Source organism: Ruminococcus sp. B05, from assembly GCF_003628495.1.
In the GTDB taxonomy this organism is placed as follows: domain Bacteria; phylum Bacillota; class Clostridia; order Lachnospirales; family Lachnospiraceae; genus Schaedlerella; species Schaedlerella hominis.
The window spans coordinates 86,333-103,116 of sequence record NZ_RBZR01000005.1 but is presented as its reverse complement, the minus strand read 5'-3'; the positions used below and the strand labels follow the sequence as shown (position 1 = coordinate 103,116).

Genomic DNA, 16,784 nt, shown 5'->3' with positions numbered 1-16,784 from the left:
ATACTTAGTGCAGAAGAAGGGTTATCGTTTACAAAATAATGTTAAGCCTGACCAGAAATTTGCATAAAGGAGGAGTTGTCATGCAAACCATTTTACCTAGAGAAGAGGCTGTAGAAGGTATTTTTTCAGAGATTCTTGCCTCGCCGACAGCATGCGAGCAGTTAAGAGATGTTTTTTATGAACATTTAGATGAAGAACATGGGATTGATTTTGATGAGTCAGAACATTTCATACAGGTATTATTTAATGCCTATAAAAATGGAGATGTGACGGCTCTTTTATTAGAATTATGTGGAGGAAGCATGTTTGATTTGCTTAGAGAAGCTTTTTTGATTCCTAAGAAGTTTCACGGAAAATCAGGGGAGAATCCGGTATTGCTGACCGATGTGGATGGAAATATTCTGGAAGGAAAAGAAAAGGAAATTTCCGGACATGAGTATGAAAAATTCAAAGAAATATATGACCGACATGAATGTGCACCACGTTCTAAATTATATTTGGCAGATGGATACGATATTGTACGTTCCTATACAAAAGGAATGGAACTTGTAGAGAAAAAAGATAATAGAAATCGAGGAATCCTGATTTTATATGCATTACCAGATACTCGTAAACTTGGATTGACAGAAGCACAGGCATATGCTGTTGTGTGGGATACTTTTCATAAAATACAGGAAGAGGCGCCAAGAGCAATGGTATATTACGGACAGGAGACTGGTGTGAAGAAAGATAAGGAATTCGATGAGATTGGAATTTTACTTCCGATTCGTGAATTTGAGAAGAAAATGTTACACCATTTGAGTGAAATTGATGGAATTGTATTGACATGTCGCGAGAAAATGATGAAAAAAGCAGGAAATGAAAGTCTGGATTTTGAATAAAGGTTAGGAAGTGGAGAGTATGCGGGGAGAAACAATCAGAAAAAACCATATGGATATTCTCTGGCATGAATATACAGACCAAAATGGTGAAAATAAACCAGTGACGGAAGCTAGTTTGACGGAAAAGGCTTCTATTATCGGACGGGTGGGGATTATGCTGCTCTCATGTGGAACAGGAGCATGGCGTGTGAGAAGTTCTATGAATGCGCTGGCAGAAGCGATGGGGATTACTTGTACAGCGGATATAGGTTTGATGTCGATAGAATATACATGCTTTGATGGAGAGGAAGGATTTACACAGTCCTTGTGTCTGACGAATACGGGAGTGAATACTTCAAAGTTAAATCGTCTTGAAAACTTTATAAGAGATTTTGAAGTTGAAGGCAAGCATATGTCAGGAGAACAACTTCATTCATTTCTAGACAATATAGAAAAGATACATGGTTTATATTCACCAATTGCATTAGGATTTGCAGCAGCGCTTGCCTGTGGCGGGTTCACTTTTCTGCTTGGTGGCGGGCCGATTGAAATGTTGTGTGCATTTATTGGCGCAGGAATCGGAAATTTTATTCGATGTAAATTATCAAAACATCATTTCACTTTATTTTTATGTATTGTATCATCGGTGTCAGCGGCTTGTCTTGTATATGCCGGAGTACTGAAAATAGCAGAGCTTTTGTTGGGGATATCAATACAGCATGAAGCCGGATACATTTGTGCTATGTTATTTATTATACCGGGGTTTCCATTTATAACGAGTGGAATCGATTTGGCGAAACTGGATATGCGATCAGGTATTGAACGCTTGAACTATGCACTGATTATTATTCTGGTTGCGACAATGACTGCGTGGATCATGGCACTTTTGCTACATCTGCAGCCAGTTGATTTTATGAAAATATCATTGCCGGTATGGGGATGGATTCTTTTTCGCATACTGGCAAGCTTCTGTGGGGTATTTGGGTTCTCGATTATGTTTAATAGTCCGGTGCGGTTGGCAGAAGTTGCGGCGGCAATTGGTGCAATAGCAAATACATTGCGGCTGGAACTGGTAGATATCGCAAAATTTCCACCTGCGGCAGCAGCGTTTATCGGAGCACTTACAGCCGGAATACTGGCTTCTTTAATCAAAAATAAAGTGGGATATCCAAGAATTTCTGTTACGGTGCCATCTATTGTAATTATGGTACCCGGATTATATTTGTATAAAGGATTTTATAATCTTGGGATGATGTCATTAGCAGTGTCTGCATCATGGTTTGCATCTGCAATATTGATTATCGCAGCACTTCCGTTAGGATTGATATTTGCAAGAATACTTACGGATAAAACATTTCGATATTGTACCTAAACATGGGATATTAAGAAATTGATTTATTACTACAGGAGAGTGATGGATCAATTTCTTTTTGTTAAGTTGAGAAATTAATTGACCATACAAATTTCAAAGTGTAACATAAGATAGAAACAGATGTAAAAGAACAAATACCTTTTGGTAAAGGAGAAAATATGTTACAAATTCAACATATATGCAAGGAATACCGAACCGGTAATCTGGTGCAGAAGGCGTTGGACGATGTCAGTTTGAATTTAAGAGATAATGAATTTGTTGCTATTTTAGGTCCCAGCGGTTCAGGTAAGACAACACTTCTGAACATTATCGGAGGACTGGACCGTTATGATAGCGGGGATTTGATCATTAATGGGATTTCTACAAAAAAATATAAGGACAGGGATTGGGATTCTTATCGTAATCATACGATTGGTTTTGTGTTTCAAAGCTATAATCTTATTCCGCATCAAACTGTTTTGGCAAATGTTGAACTGGCACTGACGATATCCGGTATCGGTAAAGCACAGCGGAAAAAGAAAGCAATCGAAGCATTGAAAAAAGTAGGCTTGGGTGAGCAATTACACAAGAAGCCAAACCAGATGTCCGGGGGTCAGATGCAGCGAGTTGCGATAGCAAGAGCATTAGTAAATGATCCAGATATTCTGCTTGCAGATGAGCCGACCGGTGCACTTGACAGTGATACAAGTGTGCAGGTTATGGATTTGCTTCAGGAAGTTGCAAAAGACAGGTTAGTTGTTATGGTTACGCATAATCCGGAGCTGGCAAAAGAGTATGCAACTCGAATCGTAAATCTGCGGGATGGTAAGATCCGTTCGGATACAGACCCATATGAAGTGGATGAAGCAATATTAACTCCACCGGAACATAAGAATATGGGCAAATCATCGATGTCATTTATGACAGCTTTGTCGCTTAGTTTTAACAACTTAAGGACGAAGAAAGCAAGGACTTTATTGACATCCTTTGCAGGCTCGATAGGGATTATTGGAATTGCACTGATTTTGTCACTTTCGACCGGAGTGAATAAATATATTCAAAATATTGAAGAAGAAACGTTGTCAGAATATCCGTTACAGATTCAAAGCACCGGGTTTGACATTACATCGATGATGGTTGGAGCCGGAGGTGGTGCCGAAGAAAATGTAAAAAAGAATAAAGATGACGGCAAAATTAAAGTGATTCAGATGGTGACAAATATGTTTGCGACAATGAATTCGAACGATTTGAAATCTCTGAAGAACTATCTGGATAACGAGGAAGCCAGTGGAATCCGAAAATACACAAATGCAATCGAGTACTCTTACAATGTATCTCCACAGATTTTCAAGGAAAACGGAGATAAAATCCGTCAGGTAAATCCAGATAAATCATTTTCAGCACTGGGACTTGGCTCATCTACTTCTTCAAATAGTATGATGTCATCAATGATGAGCACGGATGTATTTTACGAAATGCCGAAAAACAGCAGTTTGTATGAGAAACAATATGAAGTAAAAGCCGGAAGATGGCCGAAAAAGTATAATGAGTGTGTAGTGGTTCTGACTTCGGATGGAAGCATTAGTGATTTCATGTTGTATACACTGGGATTGCGGGACTCTATGGAACTGGACGAGATGATCCAGCAGTTTATAAAAGAGGAAAATGTAAAGACGCCTGAGAATTTGGGAACTTATACTTACGATGATATTATTGGAAAGAAATTTAAGCTGATAAACAGTTCTGATTGTTATGAATATGATAAGCAGTATAAAGTCTGGAAAGATAAAACAGACAACAGCTCTTATATGAAGAAACTGGTTGCGAATGGCGAAGACCTAAAGGTAGTCGGTATCGTGCAGCCGGATGCAGATGCCAAGGCAACGGCATTACAGGCAGGAATTGCTTATCCATATGCTTTGACAGAACATGTGGCAGAAGAGGCAAAGAAAAGTGAAATTGTAAAACAGCAGCTTAAAAATCCGGATATCAATGTATTTACAAATGAAAAGTTCGGAACTGACAAAGGTGACGATGATTTTAACATGGATTCTTTATTCACAGTTGATGAAGCTGCATTGCAAAAAGCGTTTAAATTTGATGAAAGTGCGATGAGCAATCTTGGCAATTCACTTGATTTTTCCGGTGCAGATTTAGAAAAAGCATTTCGTGTCGGAGGGGATAGTTTTGAACTTTCCAATATGGTGAATCTGGAAGAGGTACAGCTTGATCTGTCAGGTATGCCACAGTTGAATTTAGGAGAGATTCTTTCCAAATTGGATTTATCAGTATCACCGGATGGATTGAAACAAATGGCATCTAGTCTGTCAGAAGGATATCTGGAATATGCGAAGACACATCCAGAAGCAGATTACTCTCATTTGCTGGAAGATTTTACAGAATATTTAAAAACGGATGAGGCAAAGAAAATTATTGAGGATAATATCAAAGACATTATCAAAGGAAGTGCCAGTGTGACCATTACACCGGAACAAATTCAAAAGCTGCTCAAAGACATCATGGCAGGTTTCTTACAGTATGTAACAGATAATGGTTATACAGATGTTAGTAAATTTGGAGAGTACTTGCAGGAATATTTACAGACAGATGAAGCAAATCGAATGCTTGCGTCAGTCGGAGACGGGATTCAGATTGATGATATCGAGGTAAATATTACTGCTGAACAGATGACAAAGCTGGCAAATGAATTGTATAAAGGATACCAGAATTATGCATCAGTAAATGGGAAACCGGATCCGTCCAAGATGGGAGAACAAGTAATAAAGTATCTTGGAACAGAGGATGGAAAGAAACGTCTGACAGACGGACTGACTAAAACGGTGGATATGAATGCTCTGGAAAGTCAGGTATCTGCAGCTATGCAGGATTATATGACAAAGGCAATGGGTGTGCTTAGTAATTCCATGGGTGAAGCAATTGGGACACAGGTTTCATCGGCAATGGCGCAAATCGCAACACAGCTTACAAAGGGTATTGAGAGTGCGATGACACAGATGATGACGAATGTTGGGACACAACTTCAAAATGCGATGGGAAGTGCAATGACAATCGATACCGATGCATTTGCAAAAGCATTTCAGATGAATATGACGGAAGATGATCTGGTGGAATTGATGATGTCTATGAATACATCGAACAGTGTGTCTTACGACAGTAATCTGCAGAAACTTGGGTATGTGGATTTTAATGTGCCGGCAGAAATTTCATTGTATCCGAAGAATTTTGAGAGCAAAGAAGAAGTTGTAAAAATTCTGGATAAGTACAATCACATGATGGAAACGGAAGGAAAAGATGAACAGGTCATCAGTTATACCGATGTAGTTGGAACATTGATGTCTTCGGTGACAAATATTGTGGACATTATCAGTTATGTACTGATTGCGTTTGTTGCGATATCGTTGATTGTATCATCAATCATGATTGGAGTTATTACGTATATCAGTGTATTGGAGCGTAAGAAAGAGATTGGTATTCTGCGTGCAATTGGTGCTTCGAAAGGAAATGTATCTCAGGTCTTTAATGCAGAGACATTTATCATCGGATTATGTGCAGGGGTGATCGGTATTGGATTAACAGTAATCTTGTTAATTCCGACAAATGCGATCATTCATTCGGTTGCAGACACGACAGCTGTAAGTGCGGTATTACCGGTTATACCTGCATTGGTACTGATAGCGTTGAGTGTAGTACTGACATTGATCGGTGGTTTGATTCCATCTAGAAAGGCGTCAAAGAGTGATCCGGTAACGGCACTGAGGACAGAGTAAAACAGAGTGCATGGAGTAGCATAAAGGGAAGTATAAAGGAAATAACAAATGAAGTATAACAAGAGAAAGAGACTCTTTCTTGTGCTGGCAATTATCTGGATGATTATGATTTTTGGTTTTTCGGCCAGAAATGGTGATTTGTCAGGAGAAGACAGCGGAAGGGTCGGAAGACTTGTCGGTGAGTGGTTTGTTCCGGGATTTGATGAGTGGAGCGAGGTAAAACAAAATGCATTTGTTGATAAAGTGGATTTTCCGGTTCGAAAGACTGCACATGCGACGGAATACGCAGTATTGGGTACGTTGATTTTCGGGGCAACTTATGAGATTCAGCGAAAAAAGAGATATATCGTTGGAATCCCGTGGCTATGCGGAACGATATATGCAGCTACTGATGAAATTCATCAATTGTTTGTCCCTGGTCGAAGCGGTCAAGTGCGGGATGTACTGATTGACAGCTGCGGCGCGTTTATCGGAGTAATGCTTGTAACATGGATGATAAGTCGTAGAGAAAAGAAAGAAAGTACAAAATGATGTACTTCGTAAAGAAAAATATCAGAAAGATGAGGAAAAGAACATGAATGAATTATATGAAGCGATTGAGAAAAAAATAAAAGATGCAGGATATCCGAGAAAAATTTCAGGGGTAGATGTATACAATGATATTTGTGACCAGATAGACGGAAAGGAAAACGGAACTTACATTTTGTTATCCAAATTCGAGGATGATGTCGTATTTGAATATCATATTACAATTCAGGACGAGGATTTTAATCTTGGAATTCTGACGATGAAGACTCCGGAAGGTGTGTTCGAAGCAGATTTTGATGCTGAATAAGAAACTTGTGACAGCAGAAAAGACTATTGAATACTTTATCTAGGACAAAAAAAGAGCAGAATTTGCATGAAAATAGACAAAATATGTATTGACGATAAAATTGTTTTGAGGTATGATTAGGCAGATTTTACGGAAAGGCAGGAAAAAAAGATGGCTGATACAGTTCAGAAAAAAATCGCATTTGAAAATGCAGATGCAGCAGTAGAATTTGTTAATAGAGTACAACAATTTCCCTTCGATGTAGATTTAAAGGCAAGAAATATGAGAATTGATGCAAAGTCTTTACTTGGCGTACTTTCTATTTGCGAAGAGAAGAATATTGAAGTAGAAGCTTTTGGAACGAGTGATGAGTTTGTCGAACTGCTTGCTGAGTATACAGCATAGTTTAGATGAAGCCTATAAATTATGTGGTAAGTGCTATATAGACGAGGAGAAATAAAATGAATCCATCACAGATTACAGATTGGTGTCATCAGATTATACGGTCTGTGGCAAAGAAAGACGGATTATATATTGATGCGACTATGGGGAAGGGACACGACACAAAGCTTTTATGCGAATTAGCAGGAGAGCAAGGAAGTGTGCTTGCATTTGATATCCAGTCGGAAGCGGTGCATGCAACAGAAAACTTGCTGCAGAAAGAAGGTCTGCTTGACAGGGCAACATTACTTTTGACAGGTCATGAGCATATGGATGAATATGTGCAGACAGAATCGGTGGATGTCGTGTGTTTCAATTTCGGATATCTTCCGGGCGGGAATCATAGTATTTCAACAAAAACAAAGACAAGTCTGGAAGCAATTGAAAAAGGGCTTACCTTGTTGAAGCATGGTGGTATGATGAGTCTGTGTATTTACAGTGGCGGTGATACAGGGTTTGAAGAGAAGGATGCAATTCTTCAATATATAAAAGAAATTAATCCGAAAGAATATACAGTAATTGTAAATGAATACTATAATCGTGAGAATAATCCCCCAATCCCGGCATTTATTTTTAAACGTTAAAAGGTTGGATTTCACTGTGATTGCAGTGGAATTCAACCTTTTATTCTGTATTTTACGGGGAAGATATGGTATAGTATGGATAAATCAAAAGAAAGGTATGGTAAAGAGTGGGAGATAAGCAGGAGAAAATGAAATACCGGCTTGCGGAAGCGATGAAAACTTGTATGAGAACCATGCCGGTAGAGAAGATTACAGTTAAAGAAATAGTTCAGGAATGTGGGACAACACGACAGACATTCTATCGCTATTTTCTAGATAAATATGATTTGATAAACTGGTATTTTGACAAGATTCTTTTGGAATCCTTTGAGCATATGGGAGAGGGAAAAACTGTCTATGAAGGTTTGTGTAAGAAGTTTCAGTATATTGAAGAAGAAAAGTTATTTTTTAAGGCAGCATTTCGTAATGACCAGCAGAATTGTTTAAGAGAACATGATTTCCAATTGATACTTGCTTTTTATACAAGGCAGATTGAAGAGAAGACGAAAGAACCGATTTCAGAAAATCTACGTTTTTTGTTGGAGATGTATTGTCAGGGGTCTATTTATATGACTGTTCAGTGGGTGCTGGGTGAGAGAAAAAGCACACCACAAGAGATGGCGAAGGCACTTGTATCGGCGATGCCGTCAGAGTTGTATGATGTGATGAAACAATTAAATCTTGTGTAAAATGAATGAAAAATAAGAAAAAAGTCAATCTGACATGTGAAAATGTGACAGATTGACTTTTTTGTAACTTTTTATTTGGAGAAGATATTGTTAAAATAAAGACATAAGAAAACAAAACGGCAAAACAGAAAGGGAGAAGAAAAAATGGCAAACAGAATTATGTTGAATGAAACATCTTATCATGGAGCAGGTGCAATTGGGGAAATTGCAACAGAGGCAAAAGCAAGAGCTTACAAAAAAGCATTTGTATGTTCTGATCCGGATTTGATTAAATTTGAAGTAACAACAAAAGTAACAAAAGTGCTGGAAGATGCAGGACTTGAGTATGAAATTTATTCTGATATCAAAGCAAACCCAACAATCGAAAATGTACAGCATGGAGTAGAAGCATTTAAGAAAGCAGGAGCTGATTACATTGTTGCTATTGGTGGCGGTTCTTCTATGGATACAGCAAAAGCAATTGGTATTATCATTGCAAACCCTGAATTTGAAGATGTTAGAAGCCTGGAAGGTGTTGCACCTACAAAGAAACCTTGTGTACCAATCATCGCAGTTCCAACAACAGCAGGAACAGCAGCAGAGGTAACAATCAACTATGTTATCACAGATGTAGAAAAGAAAAGAAAATTTGTATGTGTTGACCCACACGATATGCCAATCATCGCAGTTGTAGACCCAGACATGATGTCTTCTATGCCAAAGGGGCTGACAGCTTCTACAGGTATGGATGCATTAACACATGCAATTGAAGGATACACAACAAAAGCAGCATGGGAAATGACAGATATGTTCCATCTGAAAGCAATTGAAATCATTTCAAGATCACTTAGAAGTGCAGTAAATAACGAAAAAGAGGGACGTGAAGGTATGGCTCTCGGACAGTATATTGCAGGAATGGGATTCTCAAACGTAGGACTTGGAATCGCACATTCTATGGCTCATACACTTGGTGCTGTATATGATACACCACACGGTGTTGCATGTGCAATGATGCTTCCAATCGTTATGGAATACAATGCAGATTGCACTGGCGAGAAATACAAAGAAATCGCAAGAGCAATGGGCGTAAAGGGTGTGGATGATATGTCTGTAGAAGAGTACCGCAAAGCAGCAGTAGATGCTGTACAGAAGCTTTCTGTAGATGTTGGTATCCCTACAAAACTTGAAGCACTCAAAGAAGAGGATCTTCAGTTCCTGGCAGAGTCTGCTCATGCAGATGCTTGTGCACCGGGTAATCCAAAAGATGCAAGCGTAGAAGATCTGAAAGATTTGTTTAGAAAATTAATGTAAGAAAAAGCTATATAAAAAAAGAAACGGCAGAGCAGTGCATGTTCTGTCGTTTCTTTTTTACTGGCTGTATTCATTTTTGTTGAAATAAGATAATAAAATATGATGAATCGAACGATGCAGGTACGGCATATACTCTTCTATAGGAAGAGGCTGTTCGTATAAGATACAGCTATAGCAGGTGGAACCTACAAGCTCCAGTATTGTAAAAAGTAATAATTCAGCTTCTACATCGGTGATAGAGCTCTTTTGAACCAATTCACGATAATAAGAATAGAATTCGCGAGATTCTTCTGATTCGTCAGCAACTTGTTGCTCGAAGGCAACTCTGAAAATTCCCCAGGATAAATTTTTAGAGATAAATTGCAATAATTTAGGGTTTTCCTCCAGTTTTGCTATAATGAAATCAACAACAAAAAATAATTGGTTTTCGAAACCTTCGATAGATTCTTGCAGAAGAGCATGGTGTGCTTCTGCGAAAAGCTGACCGGTTTTATGTGCGATTAAAATGTCTCGCAAGTCGTATTTATCTTTGAAATACAAATAAAATGTGCCTTTTGCAAGACCGGCTTTAGAAGAAATGTCGGAGATTGTCGTCTTGGCAAATCCCTTATCTGTGAATAATTCAAATGCAGTCTGTAAAAGTGCATTTTTCTTTTCTTTCTTATTTAAGTCTACCTTACTCATATTCCTCACTCCTGTAATACATTCTTGAACAATATCGATATCATGCGATACAGTTCAACAAGATATTATCTATTGTGTAACAAAAGTAAAAAAAAATCAATATGAAAATGACCAATATTCATTTTCGGCTACAAATTTGCAAATGTGAATATTGACCAATAGTCATTTAGGAATATAATGGGTTTAGAAATGAAAAAGATTGGGAGATGAAAATATGATTAAGGTGGGTAAAAAAATTGTGAAATACAGAATCACAATTTTAATTATCGGAATTTTATTATTAATTCCATCGGTTTTGGGGTATTTAAAGACTCGGGTAAATTATGATATTCTCTATTATCTGCCGGGGAATATTGACACAATGAAAGGTCAGGATATTTTAATCGATGAATTCCAAAAAGGCGCATTCGCAATGGAAATCGTAGATGGCATGACGACGAAAGAAGCAGCAGATGTTAAACAGAAAATTGAGCAGGTAGACGGAGTGGCAGATGTAATCTGGTATGATTCTATTGCAGATTTATCAATGCCGATCAGTGAACTGCCTGACAACCTAAAAGATGTATTTTATAAAGATGATGCGACATTGATGGCAATCTTCTTTGATGATACAACCTCCGCAGACAGTACAATGGATGCAATCAAAGAGATTCGAAGTGTTACAAACGAACAGTGCTATTTAAGTGGTATGTCAGCAGTTGTAACAGACATTAAGAACCTGTCTGAAAAAGAGATGCCGATTTATGTACTGATTGCAGTTGTGTTAAGTTGTATTGTACTTTCAATATTTACAGATTGTTGGGTTTTACCGATATTCTTTATGCTTAGTATCGGTATGGCAATTGTTTATAATATGGGAAGTAACTACTTCCTCGGACAGATTTCTTACATTACAAAGGCGTTAAGTGCAGTGTTGCAGCTTGGAGTTACGATGGATTATTCTATTTTCCTGTGGCATAGTTATCAGGAAAATAAGCAGCGTTTTGATGGCGACAAAGAGCGTGCGATGGCACATGCAATATCCAATACATTTACATCAGTAATCGGAAGTTCCATTACAACGGTGGCTGGTTTCATTGCATTGTGCTTCATGAGCTTTACACTTGGACGTGACTTGGGTATCGTTATGGCAAAGGGCGTTATATTTGGAGTGATCAGTTGTGTTACAATTCTGCCGTCACTTTTGCTTGTGTTTGATAAAGCGATTGAAAAGACAACACATCGTTCCATCATACCGCCGATGGAGAAACCAGCAAAATGGATCACAAAACATTTCAAAGTGTTTGTGATAGTATTCCTTGTTGTATTAGTTCCGGCATTGATCGGATATACAAAGACAGATGTATATTACAATCTGGATTCTACACTTCCGAAATATCTTGCCAGCATCAAGGCAAATGATAAACTGGCAGATACATTTGACATGAATGCAACAGACATGGTACTTGTCAAATCTGATATGTCAGCAAAAGATGCGAAAGCAATGCTGAAAGAAATTAAAAAAGTAAAAGGTGTGAAATTCGCACTTGGATTGGACGATCTGCTTGGTTCATCTATTCCAAGAGATATCATCCCGTCAGAATTGACAGAGACATTGAAACAAGGAAATTGGCAGCTGATGCTTGTTCAGTCAGAATATAAAGTAGCGTCAGACGAGGTTAATGAACAGTGTACAACAATCAACGATATTGTGAAAAAATATGACGATACAGGAATGCTCATTGGTGAAGCTCCTTGTACAAAAGATCTTATTACAATTACAGATAAAGATTTCAAGGTAGTAAGTGCGGTTTCAATCGTAGCAATCTTTATCATTATTGCGTTTGTATTTAAATCTATTTCATTACCTGTTATACTGGTATCAGTAATTGAATTTGCGATTTTTATTAACCTGGGAATTCCGTATTATACCCATACAACGTTGCCGTTTATTGCATCTATCGTAATCGGAACAATTCAGTTGGGAGCAACTGTCGATTATGCGATTTTGATGACGACACGTTACTGGAAAGAGCGAAGCAAAGGACGCGAAAAGAAAGAAGCAGTACGAATTGCATTAGGATCATCGATTAGTTCGGTCATTGTATCCGCATTGGGATTCTTCGCCGCAACATTCGGAGTTGGTTTATATTCAGATATTGATATGATTTCTTCTCTGTGTACATTGATGTCACGTGGAGCATTGATCAGTATGTTTGTTGTAATATTTATCCTTCCGTCTATGTTGATGGTATTCGATAAAGTGATTTATAAGACAACGAAGAAAATGAAAGTATGATGATGCTGGCTAAACAGGAACATAAGGAGGTTCATTAAAATGAAAAATAGAGAGTTCAGAACGTTGATCGCAGCAGTGATGCTGACAACTTTAGTGGCAGGAAGTGTTGGAACAACACCTGCATATGTATTTGCAGCAGAGGGAAATGCGAAAGTATCGACAGAACAAAAAGATGCAAAAACAGAAAAATCAGATAAAAAAGAGTCTTCGAAAAATACAGAATCAACCAGTGCAAAACCGACAAAGAATGAGACTGTATATGCTAAAATTGATGGAAGTGGAGCTGTTACAGAGGTTACAGTTTCAGATCAGCTGAAGAATATTTCAGATGTATCAAGTTTGCAGGATGTTTCGGACTTGAGTGACATTGAAAATGTAAAAGGAGACGAAACATTTACAACAAGTGGAAAGAATCTGACATGGAATACAGAAGGTTCTGATATTTGTTATCAGGGTAAGACTGATAAGGCTCTCCCGGTCGGAGTGAAGATTAGTTATAAGTTAGATGAAAAAGATGTATCGGCCAGTGATCTGGAAGGTAAGAGTGGTCACTTGGTTATCCGATATACTTATGAAAATACAAGCGAAAAAACAAACAATGGCATAAAAGTTCCATTTATGATGGCATCCGGATTGTTGATGGATACAGATATGGTTTCGAATGTCGTAGTAAAGAATGGAAAAATTATTTCTGATGGGGATAGAGATATGGTTATCGGATATGGTTTCCCAGGTATGACAGAAATTCTCGGAACTACGGATCTTGATATTCCGGACTACTTTGAAGTAGAGATGGATGTTACAGATTATGAAGCAATTGAAGGAATTACAGTTGCTACAAACAGCTTGTTTAATGACCTTGGTGATAAAGAAAATGATTCGAAATTAGATGACTTGGAAGGACTTCAGGAGTCTATGAATGAACTTCAGGATGCAGCGAATCAGCTGGTAGATGGAACAGGGCAGCTGAAGGATGGTCTTGATACATTACTTGCATCATCAGGGACACTGACAGACGGTATCGGACAGCTTGCTACAGGAAGTAAGACATTGGCAGACGGAACAAAGAGTCTTGCAAGTGGAGCCGGGGAACTGGTATCAGGAAGTAAAGCACTTGCAAGTGGAACAGGTACATTAGCAGGTGGGACAAAGACATTAGCACAGGGGAATGCAGATTTATCAGATGGAGCAGCAACACTGGCAGCGGGAAATGGAAAACTGGCACTTGGAACATCCGCATTACTTGATGGTGCAAACACTCTGGCAACAGGAAATGCTACATTAGCAGGCGGGCTTGAGCAGATAAATAATGGCGCTAAAAAGGCATCAGATGGAGCAACAGCTCTTTCGACAGGACTGGATGGTGCAGCAACCGGTGTTGGAGCATTAAAAGGCAAAGTAGACGACATGGTAACCGGTGTGAATGCGTTGGCAGATGGAGCAAGAACATTAAATACAAATCTTATGAATGCATCAGCAAGCTCGAAGGAATTGGATGCAGGAGTACAGCAGGTTGCTACAGGTGCAGCAAAGTTGCATGCAGGCTTAAATGCGTTGAACACAAAATTGAATCCGTCAAGTACAGGGGCAGTTGCAGAATCAGCACAGAATGTCGAAAGTGAGGCGGCAAGTCTTCAGAATCAGGCAGCCGGACTGCAGGGAACAGCAGCAGAATTACAGAATGGTGCAGCAAATCTTCAGGCACAGGCAGCTACAGCAGCGGCAGAGACAACAGCGCAGGCACAACAGGCACAGAGTCAGCTGGCGGCAGCACAACAGGCAGCGCAGACAATTTTGAATTCCGGAGTGGAATTAGATGAAGGTACAGCAGCCCAGCTTCAGGCATTAGCAAATGCATATATAGATACAACAGCGTTGGAGTCGGCAGCAGTACAAATGACAACATATGCAGGCACAGCACAGGCATATGCAGACAGCACAAGTACAGCAGCAAATACAGCAACAAATACAGCAAATGAAGCAGCTAATGTGGCAACACAGGCAAATAATGTAAATCAGGCAGTTCAGAATACAAGTCAGGCAGAACTTGCAGGAACGGTAGCAGCATTGAATGAGGCCGCAGCACAGGTGGATGCAGGCTTAAATGGAGAAAAGGGCATTAAAAATGGTATGAGTGCTCTGAGTGCAGGATTAGGTCAGTTAAGTACAGGTGCAACACAGTTAGATATGGGACTGAATGGAAATGCGGCAGCTGGAATAACAGGACTGAAAGACGGAGTAACATTATTACAGAGTGCTGTATATGGAGAAGATGGGCTTGCAGCAGGTCTGGCAAATGCATCTACAGGTGCAAAAGATTTGGCAACAGGAAATGCTGATTTGTATGCAGGAGCTACAGCATTGAGTGCAGGGGCAAAATCAGCATCAGAAGGAGCAGCAACACTTGCAGCAGGAGTAAAAGACCTTAATGCAGGGGCAAAATCAGCATCAGAAGGAGCAACAGCACTTGCAGGTGGAGCAAAATCAGCATCAGAAGGAGCAACACAGCTTGCAAGCGGAGCAACACAGGTTAATGCCGGAGCAACAACCCTTGCAGCCGGAACAGTAAAACTGCATAATGGTGCAACACAGCTTGATTCGGGAGCAGCAACACTTGCAACAGGTATCGGAACACTGCAGAGTGGTTCAACAGCACTGATTGATGGTGTAAAACAGTTAGACGATGGAGCAAACCAATTGAATAGCGGTATGATCCAGTTTAATGAAGAGGGTATTAAAAAACTTGTCAGTGCATTTGATGGAGATTTGAGTGCTGTTCTTGATAAAGCAAACGGAATGATTGATACATCGAAAGCATACAAGAGCTTCACAGGTATTTCAGACGGAATGGATGGAGAAGTGAAATTTGTATTTGTAACAAACAAATAACAAATAAATAAGAAATAGCAAAGAATAATAAGGAAAAAGACTTGACTTCCATAGGTCAGATATGGTATAGTTTTCTGGCGAATGGAAGTAGGTCTTTTTTTTATGCCTAAAACTTGATGGCTTCGCAACCATCAGAAACTAAGAATTAAAAAATAAAAAGCGAGGTGGAAGTTGTGCGCACAAGAATTACATTGGAATGTACAGAATGCAAGAACCGCAATTACAACATGACAAAGGATAAGAAAACTCATCCAGACCGCATGGAAACAAAGAAGTATTGTAAGTTCTGTAAATCACACACACTGCACAAAGAAACGAAATAGTCGTTGAGAGGGAGTGGACATCATGAGTGAGAAGTCAGGAAAACCTCAGAAGAAGAGCTGGTTTAAAGGTCTTAAGGCAGAGTTCCGTAAGATTATCTGGCCAGACAAGGATGCACTTGTAAAACAGACAACGGCAGTAGTTGCAGTTTCTGTATTCTTAGGAGCAATCATAACAGTGATTGATTCTCTTTTGAAATATGGAATCGACTGGCTTGTACGCTAGGCGGCTACAGCAGAAAGGTGATTTTATGTCAGAAGCAAAATGGTATGTAGTTCATACTTATTCAGGTTATGAAAACAAAGTAAAAGCGAACATTGATAAGACGGTCGAGAATCGTCAGCTTGAAGATCAGATTCTGGAAGTAAGAGTTCCTATAGAGGAAGTTGTTGAACTGAAGAATGGTGTTCAGAAAGTAAGTCAGAGAAAGCTGTTTCCTGGATATGTCATGATTCATATGATTATGAATGATGACACCTGGTATGTTGTTCGTAATACAAGAGGTGTGACAGGATTTGTTGGTCCTGGCTCCAAACCGGTTCCATTGGATGAGACAGAGATGGAACATTGGGGAATCGGACAGACAGAGGTCAAATGCGATTACGAAATCGGAGATATGATAACTGTCTTAAGTGGTGCCTGGGAAGGAACAGCAGGTGTTGTTAATACAATCAATGAACAAAAACAGAGCCTGACGATCAATGTTGAGTTGTTTGGCCGCGAAACTCCGGTTGAACTTAACTTTTCAGAAATTAAAAAGATGGATTAAAACCGTGGGAGGGATGCCTAATCCCGTGAATACCACAAGGAGGTAAT

General features: G+C 39.1%; 15 protein-coding genes. 14 read left to right on the top strand and 1 reads right to left on the bottom strand.

The features are described from left to right. The first annotated feature begins 80 nt into the window (after nt 1-80). From D8Q48_RS05910 to fucO, 9 genes are all read left to right on the top strand, one after another. On the top strand, nt 81-881 hold the full coding sequence (locus D8Q48_RS05910; protein ID WP_022074860.1) for a DUF4866 domain-containing protein: 801 nt from the start codon (nt 81-83) through the stop codon (nt 879-881). Between the two features lie 19 nt (nt 882-900). Beyond that, nucleotides 901-2,232: a threonine/serine exporter family protein gene (locus tag D8Q48_RS05905; protein WP_118724726.1), complete on the top strand. Its 1,332-nt coding sequence runs from the start codon at nt 901-903 to the stop codon at nt 2,230-2,232. A gap of 158 nt (nt 2,233-2,390) precedes the next feature. Then, nucleotides 2,391-5,999, top strand: a complete 3,609-nt coding sequence (locus tag D8Q48_RS05900) for an ABC transporter ATP-binding protein/permease (RefSeq protein WP_121055828.1) — start codon at nt 2,391-2,393, stop codon at nt 5,997-5,999. Between the two features lie 48 nt (nt 6,000-6,047). Continuing rightward, complete coding sequence (locus D8Q48_RS05895) at nt 6,048-6,530, top strand: VanZ family protein (protein ID WP_121055826.1); 483 nt, start codon at nt 6,048-6,050, stop codon at nt 6,528-6,530. A 43-nt stretch (nt 6,531-6,573) separates the two neighbouring features. Next, complete coding sequence (locus tag D8Q48_RS05890) at nt 6,574-6,834, top strand: hypothetical protein (protein WP_117990204.1); 261 nt, start codon at nt 6,574-6,576, stop codon at nt 6,832-6,834. A 150-nt stretch (nt 6,835-6,984) separates the two neighbouring features. Then, the gene (locus D8Q48_RS05885) at nt 6,985-7,218 is read left to right on the top strand and encodes an HPr family phosphocarrier protein (protein WP_117990205.1); all 234 of its coding nucleotides are present in this window, start codon (nt 6,985-6,987) and stop codon (nt 7,216-7,218) included. A 56-nt stretch (nt 7,219-7,274) separates the two neighbouring features. Continuing rightward, nucleotides 7,275-7,838: a class I SAM-dependent methyltransferase gene (locus D8Q48_RS05880; protein WP_117990206.1), complete on the top strand. Its 564-nt coding sequence runs from the start codon at nt 7,275-7,277 to the stop codon at nt 7,836-7,838. A 107-nt stretch (nt 7,839-7,945) separates the two neighbouring features. Beyond that, the gene (locus D8Q48_RS05875; RefSeq protein WP_330514282.1) at nt 7,946-8,506 is read left to right on the top strand and encodes a TetR/AcrR family transcriptional regulator C-terminal domain-containing protein; all 561 of its coding nucleotides are present in this window, start codon (nt 7,946-7,948) and stop codon (nt 8,504-8,506) included. A gap of 144 nt (nt 8,507-8,650) precedes the next feature. Continuing rightward, nucleotides 8,651-9,796 (top strand): lactaldehyde reductase, encoded by a 1,146-nt coding sequence (gene fucO / locus D8Q48_RS05870; RefSeq protein WP_117990208.1) that lies wholly within the window; start codon nt 8,651-8,653, stop codon nt 9,794-9,796. A gap of 57 nt (nt 9,797-9,853) precedes the next feature. Here the strand turns inward: fucO and D8Q48_RS05865 are convergent, their stop codons facing one another. Beyond that, nucleotides 9,854-10,480, bottom strand: coding sequence for a TetR/AcrR family transcriptional regulator (locus D8Q48_RS05865; RefSeq protein ID WP_117990209.1), 627 nt, complete (start codon nt 10,478-10,480; stop codon nt 9,854-9,856). Between the two features lie 214 nt (nt 10,481-10,694). Here D8Q48_RS05865 and D8Q48_RS05860 point away from each other — a divergent pair, with 214 nt between their 5' ends. The 5 genes from D8Q48_RS05860 (at nt 10,695) to nusG (ending at nt 16,737) form a co-directional block, all read left to right on the top strand. Then, on the top strand, nt 10,695-12,758 hold the full coding sequence (locus D8Q48_RS05860) for an MMPL family transporter (RefSeq protein ID WP_117990210.1): 2,064 nt from the start codon (nt 10,695-10,697) through the stop codon (nt 12,756-12,758). 39 nt (nt 12,759-12,797) lie between these two features. Beyond that, a complete protein-coding gene (locus D8Q48_RS05855; RefSeq protein ID WP_121055824.1) occupies nt 12,798-15,647 on the top strand; it encodes a hypothetical protein in 2,850 nt (949 codons plus the stop codon). Between the two features lie 173 nt (nt 15,648-15,820). Beyond that, on the top strand, nt 15,821-15,970 hold the full coding sequence (gene rpmG / locus D8Q48_RS05850) for a 50S ribosomal protein L33 (protein ID WP_004842370.1): 150 nt from the start codon (nt 15,821-15,823) through the stop codon (nt 15,968-15,970). 22 nt (nt 15,971-15,992) lie between these two features. Beyond that, the gene (gene secE, locus D8Q48_RS05845) at nt 15,993-16,193 is read left to right on the top strand and encodes a preprotein translocase subunit SecE (protein ID WP_022074848.1); all 201 of its coding nucleotides are present in this window, start codon (nt 15,993-15,995) and stop codon (nt 16,191-16,193) included. A gap of 25 nt (nt 16,194-16,218) precedes the next feature. Beyond that, nucleotides 16,219-16,737, top strand: a complete 519-nt coding sequence (nusG, locus tag D8Q48_RS05840) for a transcription termination/antitermination protein NusG (RefSeq protein WP_121055822.1) — start codon at nt 16,219-16,221, stop codon at nt 16,735-16,737. Nucleotides 16,738-16,784 lie beyond the last annotated feature (47 nt).